We start from the raw sequence: 16691 nt of genomic DNA, 5'->3' as shown, positions 1-16691 counted from the left end.
GATCAGGCCATTTCCGGAACCTGCCGGCGAGCCAACCGGCCGCCGATCTGTATCCACTCGATGCCGCCGTCGCGCGGGTTGCGCAGGAACCGGCCGGTCTGACTCGTGTCGCCGGTGTCGGAATCGCGCATGGCGAACACCAGCCCGTCGAACAACGACAGGTCGGCGAACGGTTCGCCGTCCACGGTGAGCACCAGGTGTTCCCGATCGGCGGCCCGGACCGCGTATTCGGTGTCGCCGTTGAGGAAGCTGCCGGTGCAGTCCGGGGGCGGCGGGATGCGGCGGGCGAGGTTGCGGAAGCCGTCGTAGTCGCCCACCGGCACCCCGGCCTCGGCCAGTTCGGGCACCAGTCGCCGCCACAGCGGCAGGCCGCTGCTGCCGTTGGTGGTCAGCGCCACCACGGTGCCGTCCTCGGGGTTGATGCGCAGGTGGCAGGAGGTGCCGTCGCCGTTGCCGTCGTGCCCCACCCAGGTGCTGCCGTCGCGCTGCCACAGCGCCATGCCCAGGCCCCAGCCGTCGGCCATGCCGAACGGTTCGGCGTGCCGCACCGGGGTCCGCATCAGGACCAGGTCCTCGGGGGCGACCAGCGGCGGGGCTCCGCCGCCGAGCATCCGGCCCAGCGCCAGCAGGTCGGTGGCGCTGGCCGCGAGCGCGCCCGCGGGCGCGTCGACCAGGGCCAGCGACTGGCGCACCGGGACCACCCTGCGGGTGCGCGGGTGCACCGCGTGACCGGGCACCACGGCCGGGTCGGCGCCGGGGCCCACGGTGAACCGCGCGGGCACGCCCAGCGGCCTGAGCAGCACCGAGTCCACGGCCTCCCACCAGCTCATGCCGGTCAGCACCTCGATGAGGTGGCCGAGCAGGACGTAGCCGATGTTGGAGTAGGAGAAGCCCGCGCCGGGGCGGTGCAGCGGCTCCAGCGTGCGGAACGCCTCCAGCACGTGGCGGCGCAGCGAGGTGCCGTGCGCGTCCTCGGGGTCCGACGGCAGACCGCCGGTGTGGCTGAGCAGGTGCCGGGCGGTCAGCTGGGTGCCCAGGTCGCTGGCCACCCGGCGCAGCTCGGGCAGGTGGTCCGACAGCGGCGCGTCCAGCTCCAGGTCGCCGTCGGAGACCAGCGCCATGACCACCGTGGCGGTGAACGTCTTGGTGATCGACCCGATCGGCACGGCCGCGTCGTCGGTGAGGGGCGTTCCGGTGCTCGCCTCACCCACGGCGCAGGTCCACGTCCGGCCGTGGCGGTGCACGGCGAACTGGGCTCCGGGAACCCCGTGCGCACGGGTCAGTTCGCTTAATCGCTGCTGGATCAGATCGGTGTCCATCACGGTCCTTCGCGAATGAGCCAATTGGCCTCGGTGTCACGTTGACGGTTCGCCCACGATCATCGCGACCGCCGAACGGAGCATTTATCAAAATGCAGGGTTCCCGGTTTGTCAACACGTAACCGCACGTTGGTGAAGGGCCTGCGGAGGTTCACTCGAACGGCATGTTTGGACTCGTTGGTTTCGTAATACCAGGGCTTTGAGCGGGCGGTTGGCCGGGTCTGCGGAGTAACCTCCGTCACGTCCGGAGGTCTTGAAAGGGATTAGACGAACCTTACCGAGCCGGTTCCGAAAAAATGTCCACCGGGCCGTAACCAATGGAGTTCCCGGTCGTTTGCGGGGGGCTATGCGTTGCCGGGCGCGTCGGTAGTGTCCACCACGCGGTGGCCGGAGTACAGCACCTGTCGCGCCGCGTCCCCCCGACCGACTCCCGCCCAGGGGTGGCGAGGGGGCGCGGCCCACCCCCGGCGATCGACTCGCGACTCCCCGCGGCGGGGGTCAGCGCTCGTCGCGCTGGACCTCCAGGTGCAGCGCCTCCATGCGCGAGTCCAGCTCGGCGGCGATGGCGGCGGTGCGGCCCAGTTCCTCCACGAAGCCCGTGGGCACCTGGTCGTCGTACTTGTAGAAGAGCTTGTGCTCCAAAGTGGCCCAGAAGTCCATGGCGATGGTGCGCAGCTGGACCTCGACCTTGACGTGCTCCACCCGGTCGGACAGGAACACCGGGATGCGGACGATCAGGTGCAGGCTGCGGTAGCCGTTGGGCTTGGGGTGGGCGATGTAGTCCTTGGTCTTGAGGATCTCGACGTCGCTCTGCCTGCCCAGCATGTCGCGCACCCGGTAGACGTCGGAGACGAACGGGCACACCACCCGCACGCCCGCCACGTCGTCCAGGTGGTCCGCGGCCAGCGACAGGTCCGCGGGCAGGCCCTTGCGGCGCAGCTTGTCCAGGATCGCGTCCGGCCGCTTGACCCGCTGCGTGATGTGCTCGATCGGGTCGTGGCTGTGCACGAGGTCGAACTCCTCGCTGAGGATGCGGAGCTTGGTCATCAGCTCCTCGACCGCGAACTTGTGGATCACCAGAGACCGCCGCAGCAGGTCGTCTGCGACGCCGACGTCCATGCTCACGAGGATACCGGTGGTCCGGGTGGGCTAGGCTGACGGCCGTGAGCACCCACTGGCACGTAGTGCTGCCCCCTCCGTGCGCCTGATCGGGCGCACCAGCTGAGGTCATCCCGCACCGGCCACGGCCGTGCGCCCGTTCGCGTCCCGATCCCGGTCGATGTGAACGGAGAAACCGTGTCATCCCTTGCGGTACGAGCACGTCCTCGATTCGTCCAGGGACCGCTGCCGATCCTGGCGGCGTGCTTCCTGTGGGGCACCACCGGCACCGCCAGTGCCTTCGCGCCCGCGTCCGCGCCCGCCTCGGCGGTCGGCGCGGCGGGCCTGGTCGTCGGTGGCTGCCTGCTGTTCCTGACCGCCCCCGGTGCGCGCGCGGTGCTGCGCCGGGCCGACTGGCGGCTGCTGGTGCTGGGCGCGGTCACCGTGGCGGGCTACGCGCTGGCCTTCTACCCGGCGGTGCAGCGCACCGGCGTGGCCGTGGCGACCACGGTGGCGCTGGCCACCGCGCCGATCGTGCTGGGGCTGCGGTCCCGGCCGGTGGTGACCGCGACCGCGGTGGCGGGCTGCGCGATCCTGGTGCTGGGCGGCGGTGACGCGCGCGTGGACCTGGTCGGCGTGGCGCTGGCCGTGGTCGCCGGGCTGTCCTACGCGGCCTACTCGGCGATCTGCGCCCACCTGATCGACCTGGGGCACCCCTCCCGCGCGGTGGTCGGCGCGGTGTTCGGCGGCGCCGCGGTGCTCACCGCGCCGGTGCTGCTCGCGCTGGGCGCGGGGTGGCTGGCCAGTCCGGCCGGGCTGGCGGTGGTGGCGCACCTGTCGGTGTTCACCACGTTCCTGGCCTACCTGCTGTTCGGGCGGGGGCTGCGGCACACCGGCGCGGCGGCGGCGACCACGCTGACCCTGGCCGAGCCCGCGGTGGCGGCGGTGCTGGGGGTGGTGGTGCTGCACGAGCGGCTGCCGCTGGTGTCGTGGGGCGGCATGGCGGTGCTGGCGGTCGCGCTGGCGGCGCTGTCCCGGTGAGACGTGGCGGCGTTCCGACCGGTGTCGGGACGCCGCCACGCCCGTGGGATGTCACTCGGGGCGGTGGGGGACCGAGCCGCCGAGGCCGTAGAGGATGCGCTGGATGACTTCGGGGTCGACTTCGGGCTCGTCGCCCAGCCGCTCGGCGGCCGGGGAGCGGCGCGGTTCGCGGCGGGGCAGCGGCACGGCGGAGGCGTTCATGCCCGAGGGCAGCGCCAGCTCGCACCACGCCAGGTGGCCACCCGCGGTGAGGTCGACCAGACCCGCGCGCGCGTTGGCCAGCTCCGGCGGCATGGCCACCCGATCGCCCTCGACCTCGACCACCAGGTAGGTGCCGGTCAGTCGCAGCCGCACCAGCAGGAAGCCGGGGATGCCGCGCTCGGCGACCTCGACCGCCGCCGCGACCAGGCGGCGCGCGGTCTGCGCCGCCTCGTCCCGCATGGAGGTCAGCCGCCACTCGCCCAGCGAGAAGCGCACGAACATGTCCGCGACGTTGATGGCTGTGGGCAGCGCTACCAGCCGAATGTCATCGACCTGCTCGGTCTGGGCGTTCACACGGATCCTCCTCGCCAGCGTCCGACGCGCGCTGCGCCAGATGGTGCCATGCGTCCGAGCGCCGTCACCCACGTGGTCTACCACTGCGGGCGAACCGCGTGGTACTAAGCTCTGCGGCTTCAGCGCCGATCGAAAGCGTTTCGGGTTCCACGTCTGTCACGGCTACTTACGGGCGTGACGGCGTTCCGGTTCACCCCGGTGATCGGGACGCCGATTGCCGGGCAACGTACCCCGATGCCGGTCCCAATGGAATACGCCACGGCGTGCGGACGCGAAAAGGGCCCGCCGTCGCGCGGCGGGCCCTCGTCGACCGGGAAGTGCTCAGCCCTGCTTGACGGCCTCGATCTCCAGCACGATCTTGACCTTGTCGCCGACGACCGCGCCCGCCGCGCCGCCGGTCACGCCGAAGTCGCGGCGGTTGATCTCGGTGGTGGCGGAGAAGCCCGCGACCTTGGCGCCCTCGAAGCCGTCGCCGAAGCCGTTGGGCTCCAGCTCCAGGGACACCGGCTTGGTCACGCCGCGCAGCGTCAGGTCGCCGTCGATGAAGAACTGCTCGCCCTCGGCGCGCACCCCGGTGGAGGTGAAGGTCAGCGTCGGGTACTGCTCGACGTGCAGGAAGTCCTCGCCCTTGACGTGCGCGTCGCGCTGCTCGTTCTTGGTGTCGATCGAGTCGGCGTGGATGGTCGCGGTGACCGTCGACTCCAGCGGGTTCTCCGCGGTGACGATCTGGCCCTCGACGCTGCCGAAGTGGCCGCGCACCTTGGACACGCCCAGGTGGCGGATGACGAACGAGACGTCGGAGTGCACCGGGTCGATGGCCCAGGTGCCCACGAGGTAACCGGGGATCTGCGCGGTGGAGGTCATGGTCGATCCTTCTCGCTCGGTCTGATTGAACTCTCAACCTAACGTAACGCATCCTGGTTGAGAGTTCAACCATCGCGTATGATGGAGGTATGGCAGACGTGCGGTGGCTCAGCGCCGAGGAACAGCGGATCTGGCGCGGCTTCATGACCGCCGTGACCACCTTCAGCGAGCACCTGGACCGGCAGCTCCAGCGCGACGCCGGGATGCCGATGGCCTACTACGAGATCCTGGTCGCGCTGTCCGAGACACCGGGGCGGGCGCTGCGGATGAGCGAGCTGGCGATGATGTGCCACTCCTCGCGCAGCAGGCTGTCCCACGCGGTGGCCAAGTTGGAGAAGGAGGGCTGGGTGGTGCGCCGGGCCTGCCCGTCGGACCGCCGCGGCTCGATCGCCGAGCTGACCGACGAGGGCTTCGCCGTGCTGGAGGCCGCCGCGCCCGGCCACGTCACGACCGTGCGCGAGCACCTGTTCGACGTGCTGACCCCCGAGCAGCTCCGGGCGCTGGACGGCATCAGCCGCGCGATCAGCGCCGGGTTGAGCACCGAGTGCGACCGCGCGCGGGCCGAGGTGCCCGAGTTCTGACCCGCCCGCTGGGACCGCTCAGGCACCTAACGGCTGGTCGGTCGCCGCGGGCGGCTGGTGGACATCGGGTCCTTCTCCCGCTCGCGGGTCACAGCCGCTGGTAGTGGTGCTCCCGGTGGAAGTGCCCGAGCGGACGACGGCCGCGGACCGCACCTCGCCGCCGGGGCGCGTTCCACATCGGATCAGTGCGGAAACCGTTGCCCCTCAACCGCTTCGAGGGCAACGGCGCTGATCGCCGGGCGGTTGCGGGAAGAAACCGGAGCTACCATGGCCGCCATGCTGCGCAGCACGTACGAAGGCCAGGTGTGCTCGGTCGCCCGCGCCCTGGAGGTGGTGGGGGAGCGCTGGACGCTGCTCATCGTGCGGGACGCGCTGCAGGGGGTGACCCGGTTCGACGGTTTCCTGGCCCGGCTCCCGATCGCCCGCAACGTGCTCAGCGACCGGCTCAGCGGGCTGGTCGGGCACGGGGTGCTGGAGCGCGTGCAGTACCAGGAACGCCCCCGCCGCTTCGAGTACCGGCTGACCGCGATGGGGCGGGAGCTGATCTCGGTGGTGGTCGCGCTGATGGAGTGGGGCGACCGCCACCTGTCGGGGGAGGCGGGGCCGCCGCGCGTCGCCGAGCACGCGGACTGCGGTGGCCACGTGGGCGCCCGGCTGGTGTGCGAGGACTGCGCCGCCGCGGTGTCCCCCGCCGAGGTCACCACCCGCGCCTCGGCCTAGTCACCGGTGCGGGTGACGCGTGCGATCCGGCGGCTGCCGGGTGCCTTCGGCGACGCTGCGACCGGCCGGGCGGAATCGGGGGCTGTGGGGGGCGTCAGCGGACGCCGCGCGGGCGGAACTGGACGCTGATCCGCGGCCCGACCGGCCTGGCGGTCTTGGGCACCGCGTGCTCCCAGGTGCGCTGGCACGACCCGCCCATGACGATGAGGTCGCCGTGCCCCAGCGAGTGCCGCACCGTCGGCCCGCCGCCTCGCGGCCGCAGCAGCAGGGGACGCGCGGCGCCCACCGACACGATCGCGACCATGGTGTCCTCGGTGCCGCCGCGCCCCAGCGTGTCGCCGTGCCAGGCCACGCTGTCGCGGCCGTCGCGGTAGAAGCACAGCCCGGCCGTGCGGAACGGCTCGCCCAGTTCCCCGGCGTACCGGGCGCTCAGCGCCTCCCGCGCCAGGTCCAGCACCGGGTCGGGCAGCGGCGCGCCCTCGCCGTAGAAGCACAGCAGGCGCGGCACGTCGACCACCCGGTCGTACATCCGCCGCCGCTCGGCGCGCCAGGGCACCTCGGCAGCCAGCCGCTCGAACAGCACGTCGGCGCCGGTCAGCCAGCCCGGCAGCACGTCGACCCAGGCCCCGTGGCCCAGCGTCGAGCGGCGCAGGTCCGCGAGCGGGCGCAGAGCGGGTTCCTCACCGCCGAACAGCGACCCCTGCACAGGCTGCGACACGGGGCGAGCCTAGCGCACGGTCGAACGCCTGTTCGACTTCGAACCGGGGGTTACCCCTGCGGTTCGGGTTTGCGTCGCCTGCCGCCGGTGCGGACCTGCGGAGACGGCTCGGCGACCGGCGGCGGGGGCGGCTCGGCGGGAGCCTGCGCGGCGGTCGGCAGGTCGGCGAGGTGGATGGCGGCCAACTCGTCGTAGATCGGCGTGTTGCTCATGGGCGGTCCCTTACCCCTTTTGGTCCAACGCTACACGGGCCTCTTGAGGGGAAACGGACGGGGGGCGGCTGTGGATCAAACACCGGTGAGGTGGAGCACATTTCCCTAGCACTTCCAATAGACGGATGTCCTAGTAATCTAGGGGTGCCCGCGATGTCGAAGGAGCCGTCGTGACCACCTCCAACACCTTGCACGTGCCCCGCAACCCGGTCCGCTTCGTGACCGCGGCCAGCCTGTTCGACGGCCACGACGCCGCGATCAACATCATGCGCCGCATCCTGCAGTCGCAGGGCGCGGAGGTGATCCACCTCGGCCACAACCGCTCGGTGCGCGAGGTCGTCGACGCGGCGCTGCAGGAGGACGTGCAGGGCGTGGCCATCAGCGCCTACCAGGGCGGCCACGTCGAGTACTTCACCTACCTGGTCGAACTGCTGGCCAAGCGCGGCGCCGGGCACGTCAAGGTCTTCGGCGGCGGGGGCGGCGTGATCGTCCCCGAGGAGATCGAGCTGCTGCACTCGCGCGGCGTGGCGCGGATCTTCTCCCCGCAGGACGGGCAGCGGCTCGGCCTGGCCCGCATGATCAACACCATGGTCCGGGAGTGCGACCGCGACCTGGCCCTGGACGCCCCGACCGACTGGGACGCGCTGTTCACCGGCGCGCAGGACGTGCTGGCCAGGGCGATCACCCTGATCGAGGCGGGCAGGCTGCCCGAGGACGTGCGCGCGGCGATGGCGCGCGCCGCGGCCTCGCGCCCGGTGCCCGTCCTGGGCATCACCGGCACCGGCGGCTCGGGCAAGTCCTCGCTGACCGACGAGCTGGTCCGCCGGTTCCGGCTGGACCAGCAGGACAAGCTGCGCATCGCGGTGCTGGCCATCGACCCGACGCGGCGGCGCGGCGGCGGCGCGCTGCTGGGCGACCGCATCCGGATGAACTGCCTGGACGGCGACCGGGTCTACTTCCGGTCGATGGCCACCCGGCGCGCGGGCGCGGAGGTGCCCGACGGGCTGGCCGACGCCGTGCTGGCCTGCCGCGCGGCCGGGTTCGACCTCGTGGTGGTGGAGACGCCGGGCATTGGCCAGGGCGACGCGGCGATCGTGCCGTTCGCCGACCTCTCGCTGTACGTGATGACGCCGGAGTTCGGCGCCGCGTCGCAGCTGGAGAAGATCGACATGCTGGACTTCGCCGACGCGGTGGCCATCAACAAGTTCGAGCGACGCGGCGCGGAGGACGCCCGCCGCGACGTGGCGCGGCAGCTGGTGCGCAACCGCGAGGCGTTCGGCCGCTCGTGGGAGGACATGCCGGTCTTCGGCACCAGCGCGGCGACGTTCAACGACGACGGCGTGACCGCGCTGTACCAGCACCTGCGCGACGAGCTGGCGCGGCGCGGGCTGGGCGTCGAGCGGGGTGCGCTTCCCGCCGTGGCGGGCAAGGTCTCCACCTCGGCCGCCACCGTGGTGCCGCCCTCGCGGGCCCGCTACCTCTCGGAGATCGCCGAGACCGTGCGCGGCTACCACCGCGCCACCGAGACGCACGTGGACGCGGTGCGCCGGGTGGCGCACCTGCGCGCCGCGCGCGAGGAGCTGGCCGCCGCCGGGCACGACACCGCGGTGGTCGACGACCTGCTGGCCTCGGCGCGGCGGCGGGTCGACGCGGACGTGGCCGACCTGCTGGCCCAGTGGCCCGAGGTGGTCGAGGACTACACCGGTGACGAGCTGGTGGTGCGCGTGCGGGACAAGGAGATCCGCACCCGGTTGACGCGGGAGACGTTGTCGGGCAACAAGGTTCCGCGCGTGGCGCTGCCCCGCTACGACGACGACGGCACGCTGCTGAGGTTCCTGCGCAAGGAGAACCTGCCCGGCCGCTTCCCCTACACCGCGGGCGTGTTCCCGTTCAAGCGCGAGGGCGAGGACCCGGCGCGCATGTTCGCGGGCGAGGGCGACGCCTTCCGCACCAACCGGCGGTTCAAGTACCTGTCGCGCGGCTCGGAGGCGACCAGGCTGTCCACCGCGTTCGACTCGGTGACCCTGTACGGCCGCGACCCGGACACCCCGCCGGACGTGTACGGCAAGATCGGCACCTCCGGCGTGTCCATCGCGACGCTGGACGACATGAAGGCGCTCTACGACGGGTTCGACCTGACCGCGCCGACCACCTCGGTGTCGATGACCATCAACGGACCCGCGCCGACGATCCTGGCGTTCTTCCTCAACACGGTGGTGGACCAGCGGCTGGACGCCTTCCGCGCCGAGCACGGCCGCGAGCCCACCGCCGCCGAGGCCGAGCAGCTCAAGGCGCACGCGCTGGCGACCGTGCGCGGCACCGTGCAGGCCGACATCCTCAAGGAGGACCAGGGGCAGAACACCTGCATCTTCTCCACCGAGTTCTCGCTGCGGATGATGGCCGACATCCAGGAGTGGTTCATCCAGAACAAGGTGCGCAACTTCTACTCGGTGTCGATCTCCGGTTACCACATCGCCGAGGCCGGTGCGAACCCGATCAGCCAGCTCGCCTTCACCCTGGCCAACGGGTTCACCTACGTCGAGTCCTACCTGGCGCGCGGCATGAAGATCGACGACTTCGCCCCGAACCTGTCGTTCTTCTTCTCCAACGGGATGGACGCCGAGTACAGCGTGATCGGCCGCGTCGCCCGGCGGATCTGGGCGGTGGCCATGCGGGAGCGCTACGGGGCCAACGAGCGGTCGCAGAAGTTCAAGTACCACGTGCAGACCTCCGGGCGGTCGCTGCACGCGCAGGAGATGGACTTCAACGACATCCGCACCACGCTGCAGGCGCTGTGCGCGCTCTACGACAACTGCAACTCCCTGCACACCAACGCCTACGACGAGGCGATCACCACGCCGACGGAGTCCTCGGTGCGGCGGGCGATGGCCATCCAGCTCATCATCAACAAGGAGTGGGGCCTGGCGGCCAACGAGAACCCCCTGCAGGGCTCGTTCGTCATCGAGGAGCTGACCGACCTGGTCGAGGAGGCCGTGCTGGCGGAGTTCGACCGGCTCTCCGAGCGCGGCGGCGTGCTGGGCGCGATGGAGACCGGTTACCAGCGCGGCCGCATCCAGGACGAGTCGATGCTGTACGAGCAGCGCAAGCACGACGGGTCGCTGCCGCTGATCGGGGTCAACACGTTCCTGCCCGAGTCGGGAACGCCCGAGCGGGTGGAGATCGAGCTGGCGCGGGCCACCGAGGAGGAGAAGCGGTCGCAGGTGGAGCGCACCCGCGCGTTCGCCGAGGCGCACGCGGCCGAGGCGGAGCCGGCGCTGCGCAGGCTCAAGGAGGCCGCCGCGTCGGGGGAGAACGTGTTCGCGGTGCTGATGGACGCGGCGCGGGTGTGCACGCTGGGGCAGATCACCGAGGCGTTCTTCGAGGTGGGCGGCCAGTACCGGCGCAACGTGTGAGGTCGGGCCAGCCGGACCGGCTGAGGACCTCCTCGGCGGCGTCCTCGGCGCTCAACGCCCCGGTGTCGATCCACAGGTCGCCGATGCCGGTGCGGCGCAGCGCCTCGGCGTCGGCGGCGGCCCGCTCGGCGACGCGGAGCAGGTGCGCGGTCGAGCGGCCCCGCAGCGGGTCGCCCGGCTGCCACCAACCGCCTCCCCGCCCGCGCGCCGCGATCCGCTCGGCCAGCCGGGCGCGGCCGGCGTGCAGCCCGCACAGCGTGATGGTCGCGGCGGGGAGCGCTTGGGCGTACACCTCGAACGCGGCCGCGTCCTCGACCGGGCCGACCACGACCACCGCCTCGGCCCCGGCCGCGCGGTAGGTCCCCCACAGCACGGCCAGGTTGCGGGCCCGCACGCCGTGGTCCGCCGGAGCGGGGCCGAGGAAGCCGAGCTGGTCCAGGTCGACGTAGGCGACCCTGCGCCCGGTGCGCAGAACCCGTCGGTACACGTCGAAGCCGACCGCCGACTTGCCCACGCCGGTGACCCCGCACAGCCACAGCACCGGCCCGTCGGCTCGCGGTGCGGCCGCGCTGGGGCAGGGGCCGGGGTCGGTGAGCACGGGCCACCCGTGCTCCAGCACCCGCCGAGCCACGTCGACCACCGGCAGACCAGTCGTGTCGACGCGGAAATCGGCGAAGTCGCGGGCGTCCAGGGCCTCGGCCTCCCGCAGGACGTGCTCGACCTGCTCGACCGGTTCCCCCCGGCCCAGGAAACGCCGTTCGAGTTCTTCCGGGGCGGCCCGCAGCAGGCACACGGTCAGCGCGACGCCCTGCAGCAGGTCGACCGGCACGCCGCGGTCGACGTCGACGACCCCGGACACGACGACGCACCGCGCCCCGGCGGCTCGGAAGTCGGCCACCACCCCGGCGAGGTTGCGCGCCTGCATCCGATGCCGTCCGGGGTCGTCGGAGGGCTCGGGGTAGCAGATGCCCAACTGGTCGATGTCGACGTAGCCGGTCCTGATGCCGGAGCCGGCGAGGCGGGAGTAGACCTCCCAGCCGACAGCGGTCTTGCCGACGCCCGGCGGACCGGACAGCCACAGGACGGGTGTGCTCAACGCTGTTCACCCCCACACCGGGAAGACCCGCATCCTAATGCCGGGGACTGCCGCCCCGGAAAGGACTTCCGGGTCGCTCAGCCCAGGTCGTGGTCGTCCAGCCAGGCGGTGACGGCCGCCGCGACGACCTCCGGGTGGTCCTCCGGCGTGTGGTGGCCCGCCGGTTCCGGGTGGTGGTGGACGCGCAGGCCCGTGATGTTCTCCCGGCACCACCGCACGGTCTCCGGCGTCGTCATCGCGCCCGGCCCCGGCTCGAAGGTGATCAGCAGCTTCGGGACCTCGCCGCTGGCCGCCAGCCAGCGGTCGTAGCGCTCGACGCGGGCCACCACGTCGGCGGGTTGGCCGTCCAGCGGCATGGAGCGCGACCACTGCAGCAGCGGGCGGCGGCTCCCCGGAGTCGGGTACGGGGCGAGGTAGACCTCCAGGTCCTGCTCGGCGATCGGGTTCGCGACCGTCATGGGCAGGACCTTCTCCAGGAACGCGTTCTCGTCCAGGACCATCGCCTCGCCGACGCCCGGTGTCCTCACGGCCCGGAACAGTTCGTGCCCGCCCTCGGGGAACTCCTGCCAGGACAGGGGTTTCACGATCGTCTCGGTGAACGCGACGCCCCGCACCCGCTCCGGGTGGCGGGCGGCCCAGTCCAACGCCAGCGCGCCACCCCAGTCGTGCCCGACCAGCACGACCTCCTCCAGCCCCAGTGCGTCGAACCAGGCGTCGAGGTAGGCGGCGTGCTCGGCGAAGGTGTAGGCGATGTCAGGCTTCCCGGACTCGCCCATGCCGACGAGGTCGGGGGCCAGTCGCCTGCGCGCCCCGCCGATGGCGGGCAGGACGTGCCGCCACAGGTGCGACGACGTGGGGTTGCCGTGCAGGAAGACGACCGGCGCTCCGGAGCCGACTTCCCGGTGGTGCAGCGTCGAGCCGAGGATGTTGGTGTGCATGGGGGTTCCCTTCAGCGGAAGATCGCGGCGTTGCGCTCGGCCCAGTCGGCGAAGGACCGCGCTGGGCGCCCGAGCAGTCGTGCGACGTCGCCGCTGACCCGCCGTTCCTCGGGCAGCGGGTCGCCGAGGATGGCCAGCGTGGCGTCCACGACAGGCTCGGGCATGAACGCGGTCATCCGCGCGCGGGCCTGCTCGCGCGTCTGCTCGACGAACCGCAGCGGCACGCCCAACACGTCGCCGATGGCCTCGGCGCGCTCGCGCGGAGTGGTCGGCTCGGGGCCGGTGAGCACGTAGGTCCGCTCCTCGTGGCCGTGGTCGAGCAGCGCCGCGGCGGCCACTTCGGCGATGTCGACCGGATCGACGGTGGGCAGCGCCACGTCGCCGAACGGGGCGGCGACCGTGTGCTGCTCGCGGATCGACCGGACCCAGGCGAACGCGTTGGAGTGGAAGCCGCCGGGGCGCAGGACCGTCCACGGCAGGCCGTGGTCCCGCACGGCCCGTTCGAACGCCGCCGGGTGCGGGTACTGGTGCGGACGCGTCCCCGCGCCCTGCGACGACAGCAGCACGACCCGCCGGACCCCGCCCGCCTCGGCGGCGTCGAGGACCGCCCGCGGGTCCCGGCCCGCGGTCAGCAGGAACAACGCGTCCGCGCCGTCGAAGACGGGCAGGAGGCCGTCCGGCTCCGCGAGGTCGGCGGACTGGTGCCGGACCCCTTGCGGCAGAGGCGGTTCCGGTGATCGGCGGGACACCGCCACCACGTCCTCACCGGACGACGCCACCAGACCCACCAGCGTCCGCCCGACGTTCCCGGTAGCCCCGGTCACCACGATCATGCCGCTTCTCCTCGCTCGTCCGGAAGATCGCGGCGAAGCTAGCATCGCGAAGATAGTAGGTACCTACAGGAAAGTGGCTTCCCGGGAGGAACCCTTGAGCGGTGCGACGGTGACGAGCCGGGTCGACCCGGAGCAGGCGTGCCCCATCGCCCCGGTGGTGGACCTGGTGTTCAGCCGGTGGACCACGCCGATCCTGTGGACGCTGAACGAGCACGGCAGGCAGCGGTTCGTGGAGCTGGAGCGCCGCATCGGCTCGATCACGCCCAAGGTGCTCACCCAGCGGCTGCGGCAGCTGGAGCGGGACGGGCTGGTGGTGCGCACCTACCACCCGGAGGTGCCGCCGCGGGTGGAGTACGAGATCAGCGAACTCGGGCGCAGCCTCGCCCCGCTGTTCGCCTCGCTGGCGCGGTGGTCGACCGAGCGCCTGCCCGAGGTGGAGCGGGCGCGGGTGGCCTACGACGCCGCCAAGGCCAAGCGCTAGCCCCACATCCCAGAGGATCGACCGCGCCCCCCGCGAACACCACCCGAGCTTCTCGTGTCGACCGCTGACCGCGATCCGCTGCCCGACCGCTGGGTCCGCGGTACCCCAACGCTCGGCTCGCGGTGTCCGGACGCTCGGTTCGCGGTGCCCGGACGCTCAACTCGCGCACTCGGATGCCTCGGACGGCGTCGGCGTGGGCCCGGTGGGCAGGCTTCCGGGCGGCCGAGCCGCCCCGGCGGAGGCGGGGCCATCGGACACGGAGGCCCGCACGACCAGCTTGGTGGGCAGGAAAGCGGGGGCGGGGGGCTCGCCGCCGTGCACCATGGTCAGCACCGCCCGCGCCGCCGCCACGCCGATGCCCGCCTTGTCCTGGGCCAGGGTGGTCAGCGGCGGGTCGACCAGCGCCGCCAGCTCGATGTCGTCGAAGCCGATCACGGCCACGTCCGAGGGCACGGCCAGGCCCGCGTGGCGGGCCGCCAGCATCGCGCCCACGGCCATCTCGTCGCCCGCGGCGAACACCGCGGTGGGCGGGTCGGGCAGGGCCAGCAGCGCGCGCATCGCGGCCTGGCCGCTGGGGCGGTAGAAGTCGCCCGCGACCACGTACTCCGGCGGCACGGGCAGGTCCGCCTCGGCCATCGCGGCGCGGTAGCCCGCGAGCCGGTCGGTGGCCGGGCGGTTGTGCGGCGGGCCGGTGATGGTGGCGATGCGCCGGTGCCCGGCGGCCACCAGGTGCTGCACCGCCATCCGCGCGCCCCCCACGTTGTCGGAGGTGACGTAGGTGGCGCGCGGCCCCTGCACGGCCACGTCCACGGCCACGCACGGCAGGCCGGACTGCGCGAACGCGGCGAACGCGGGCGCGTCCGAGCCGCTGTCGATGAGCACCAGCCCGCCCAGGTGGTGCCTGCGCGTCATGTTCACGTACGCCACCGGGTCGGCCAGCGACGCCCCCACCGCGCGCAGCGCGGCCGACCCGCTGGTGGCCAGCATCAGCAGGTGGTAGCCGTGCGCGCTGAGCGCGGACTTCAGCCCGATCAGCAGCTCCTGCAGGTACGGGTGCCGCCAGCCGGGCCTGCGGTGGTCGGTGTCCCAGACCAGGCCGATCAGGCCGGAGCGCTTGGTGGCCAGCGCGCGGGCCGACTCGTTGGGCCGGTAATCGAGTTCGCGGGCCACCCGCTCGACCACCTCGCGCTTTTCCCGGCTGACCGTGGAGGGCTGGTTGAAAACGCGCGAGACGGTCGCCACGGACACCCCGCAGAGTTCCGCGATCTCCCTGATGGTGGTCATCTGGGCTCTTCTCTTTGTAACCGGTTACAGCGTTCCAAGCCCACCGGGGCTTCTGTGGTCTGACCAGGCTGGATACCGTACCACCTGCGGAAACGCCAGCAGGGTGTCCGGGGTCACCGCACAACCAGGTTATCGCTTTGTTACTTGACGGTGTCGCCGGGCTGCGGTTGTCATGAACACCGCACCGGGCTGGCACCGCACCGGCTCATTCCCGGAAACCCCTCGTGAGGACGTTCCCGGTATCAGGTGCGCCCAAAAACGGAAGGGGAGTAGCGAAATGCGCCGCACCACGAGAGCCGCCGTACCCCTGCTGGGCGTTGGCCTGCTGGCCGCGAGCCTGGTAGCCGGTTGCGGCAGCGGTGCCGCTGACGGCAAGACCCGCATCACCATCGGCCTGTTCGGCAACTTCGGCTACCAGCAGCTGTTCGAGGAGTACGAGAAGGCGCACCCGGACATCGACATCACCGACCGCACCGCCTCCTACTCCGACCACCACAAGAACCTCGCCGCGCACCTGGCCACCAACAACGGCGCGGCCGACATCGAGGCCGTGGACACCGGCTACATCAACCAGTTCAAGACCAACCCGGACCGCTTCGTCGAGCTCGACGCCAGCCGCAAGGACCAGTGGCTGGACTGGAAGTGGGAGGCGTCGCTGTCCAAGGACGGCAAGCAGATCGGCTACGGCACCGACGTCGGCGGCCTGGCCATCTGCTACCGCCGCGACTTCCTGGAGCAGGCCGGTCTGCCCACCGAGCGCGACCAGGTCTCGGCCCTGTGGCCGACCTGGGAGGACTTCATGGCCAAGGGCCGTGAGTTCCAGGCCAAGGCGCCCGCGGGCGTGAAGTGGTTCGACGGCGGGCCGAGCCTGCTCAACGCGATCGTCGGCCAGGCCCCCACCGGCTACTACGACCGCGACGACAAGATCGTCGTGGGCAGCAACACCGACATCAAGAGGGGCTGGGACCTGGTCGCGAAGGGCGTGGCCGACGGCCTGTCGGCGGGCCTGCTCTACAGCACCCCGGCGTGGAACACCGGCTTCAAGCAGGGCCAGTTCGCCACCGTGATCTGCCCGGCGTGGCAGATGGCCAAGATCAAGGACCAGGCGCCTGACACCGCGGGCAAGTGGGACCTGGCCGCGGTGCCCGGTGGCGGCGGCGGCAACTGGGGCGGCTCGTACCTGACCGTGCCCAAGCAGGGCAAGAACACCGAGAAGGCCATCGAGCTGGCCACCTGGCTGACCGCGCCCGAGCAGCAGGCCAAGGTGTTCGCCTCGGCGGGTCTGCTGCCGTCCGCGCCCAAGCTCTACAGCGAGCAGTCGGTCGCCTCGAAGACCGACCCGTTCTTCAACAACGCCCCCGTGGGCAAGGTCTTCACCGACGCCGCCCAGGCGCTCAAGCCGCAGTACCAGGGCCCCAAGGCCGGTGACGTGCAGACCGAGCTCGGCAACGCCATGCTGCGCGTGGAGCAGGGCAAGCAGGGTCCGGAGGAGTCGTGGACGCAGTTCGTCGGCGACGCCGAGAAGCTGGCGAAGTAGG

The 16691-nt window shown here is 72.0% G+C and carries 16 protein-coding genes; 6 read left to right on the top strand and 10 right to left on the bottom strand.

All coding sequences use genetic code 11. The features are described 5' to 3' along the window. Positions 1-2: 2 nt before the first annotated feature. Positions 3-1319 carry a serine hydrolase domain-containing protein gene (locus JOF41_RS15470; RefSeq protein ID WP_209619785.1) on the bottom strand — a complete coding sequence of 439 codons (1317 nt, stop codon included), beginning with the start codon at positions 1317-1319 and terminating at the stop codon, positions 3-5. A 498-nt stretch (positions 1320-1817) separates the two neighbouring features. Further along, on the bottom strand, positions 1818-2438 hold the full coding sequence (locus JOF41_RS15465) for a GTP pyrophosphokinase (protein ID WP_189227134.1): 621 nt from the start codon (positions 2436-2438) through the stop codon (positions 1818-1820). 177 nt (positions 2439-2615) lie between these two features. On the opposite strand from JOF41_RS15465, the gene JOF41_RS15460 reads away from it, so the two are divergent. Next, complete coding sequence (locus JOF41_RS15460; protein ID WP_209619782.1) at positions 2616-3458, top strand: EamA family transporter; 843 nt, start codon at positions 2616-2618, stop codon at positions 3456-3458. A 51-nt stretch (positions 3459-3509) separates the two neighbouring features. On the opposite strand, the gene JOF41_RS15455 is transcribed toward JOF41_RS15460, so the two are convergent. Next, positions 3510-4013, bottom strand: a complete 504-nt coding sequence (locus JOF41_RS15455; protein WP_209619779.1) for an ATP-binding protein — start codon at positions 4011-4013, stop codon at positions 3510-3512. A 321-nt stretch (positions 4014-4334) separates the two neighbouring features. Beyond that, the gene (locus JOF41_RS15450) at positions 4335-4877 is read right to left on the bottom strand and encodes a YceI family protein (RefSeq protein WP_189227137.1); all 543 of its coding nucleotides are present in this window, start codon (positions 4875-4877) and stop codon (positions 4335-4337) included. Between the two features lie 89 nt (positions 4878-4966). On the opposite strand from JOF41_RS15450, the gene JOF41_RS15445 reads away from it, so the two are divergent. Both JOF41_RS15445 and JOF41_RS15440 read left to right on the top strand, forming a co-directional pair. Continuing rightward, a complete protein-coding gene (locus JOF41_RS15445; protein ID WP_189227138.1) occupies positions 4967-5458 on the top strand; it encodes a MarR family winged helix-turn-helix transcriptional regulator in 492 nt (163 codons plus the stop codon). A 276-nt stretch (positions 5459-5734) separates the two neighbouring features. Further along, entirely contained in the window at positions 5735-6178 is a 444-nt protein-coding gene (locus JOF41_RS15440) for a winged helix-turn-helix transcriptional regulator (RefSeq protein ID WP_209619777.1), read from the top strand. 94 nt (positions 6179-6272) lie between these two features. Here JOF41_RS15440 and JOF41_RS15435 read toward each other — a convergent pair whose 3' ends face one another. Both JOF41_RS15435 and JOF41_RS15430 read right to left on the bottom strand, forming a co-directional pair. Further along, entirely contained in the window at positions 6273-6896 is a 624-nt protein-coding gene (locus JOF41_RS15435; RefSeq protein ID WP_209619774.1) for an alpha-ketoglutarate-dependent dioxygenase AlkB family protein, read from the bottom strand. 50 nt (positions 6897-6946) lie between these two features. Further along, positions 6947-7108, bottom strand: a complete 162-nt coding sequence (locus tag JOF41_RS15430) for a hypothetical protein (protein WP_209619772.1) — start codon at positions 7106-7108, stop codon at positions 6947-6949. A gap of 170 nt (positions 7109-7278) precedes the next feature. Between JOF41_RS15430 and icmF the strand changes: the two genes are divergently transcribed. After that, on the top strand, positions 7279-10521 hold the full coding sequence (gene icmF / locus JOF41_RS15425; protein WP_189227141.1) for a fused isobutyryl-CoA mutase/GTPase IcmF: 3243 nt from the start codon (positions 7279-7281) through the stop codon (positions 10519-10521). Here the strand turns inward: icmF and JOF41_RS15420 are convergent. The 3 genes from JOF41_RS15420 to JOF41_RS15410 form a co-directional block, all read right to left on the bottom strand. Continuing rightward, positions 10472-11617, bottom strand: coding sequence for an AAA family ATPase (locus JOF41_RS15420; protein WP_209619769.1), 1146 nt, complete (start codon positions 11615-11617; stop codon positions 10472-10474). The two genes, icmF and JOF41_RS15420, sit on opposite strands and share 50 nt — an antisense overlap. A 77-nt stretch (positions 11618-11694) precedes the next feature. Next, the gene (locus tag JOF41_RS15415; protein WP_209619766.1) at positions 11695-12555 is read right to left on the bottom strand and encodes a haloalkane dehalogenase; all 861 of its coding nucleotides are present in this window, start codon (positions 12553-12555) and stop codon (positions 11695-11697) included. An 11-nt stretch (positions 12556-12566) separates the two neighbouring features. Beyond that, on the bottom strand, positions 12567-13388 hold the full coding sequence (locus JOF41_RS15410; RefSeq protein WP_209619763.1) for an NAD(P)H-binding protein: 822 nt from the start codon (positions 13386-13388) through the stop codon (positions 12567-12569). 94 nt (positions 13389-13482) lie between these two features. On the opposite strand from JOF41_RS15410, the gene JOF41_RS15405 reads away from it, so the two are divergent. Continuing rightward, the gene (locus JOF41_RS15405) at positions 13483-13869 is read left to right on the top strand and encodes a winged helix-turn-helix transcriptional regulator (protein WP_229796310.1); all 387 of its coding nucleotides are present in this window, start codon (positions 13483-13485) and stop codon (positions 13867-13869) included. 156 nt (positions 13870-14025) lie between these two features. Here JOF41_RS15405 and JOF41_RS15400 read toward each other — a convergent pair whose 3' ends face one another. Then, positions 14026-15153 (bottom strand): LacI family DNA-binding transcriptional regulator, encoded by a 1128-nt coding sequence (locus JOF41_RS15400; protein WP_209619757.1) that lies wholly within the window; start codon positions 15151-15153, stop codon positions 14026-14028. 277 nt (positions 15154-15430) lie between these two features. Here JOF41_RS15400 and JOF41_RS15395 point away from each other — a divergent pair, with 277 nt between their 5' ends. Next, positions 15431-16690: an ABC transporter substrate-binding protein gene (locus JOF41_RS15395; protein WP_209619754.1), complete on the top strand. Its 1260-nt coding sequence runs from the start codon at positions 15431-15433 to the stop codon at positions 16688-16690. Position 16691 lies beyond the last annotated feature (1 nt).

This window comes from Saccharothrix coeruleofusca (genome assembly GCF_017876325.1).
Classification (GTDB): Bacteria; Actinomycetota; Actinomycetes; order Mycobacteriales; family Pseudonocardiaceae; genus Actinosynnema; species Actinosynnema coeruleofuscum.
This window is presented reverse-complemented; position numbering and strand designations above follow the sequence as displayed.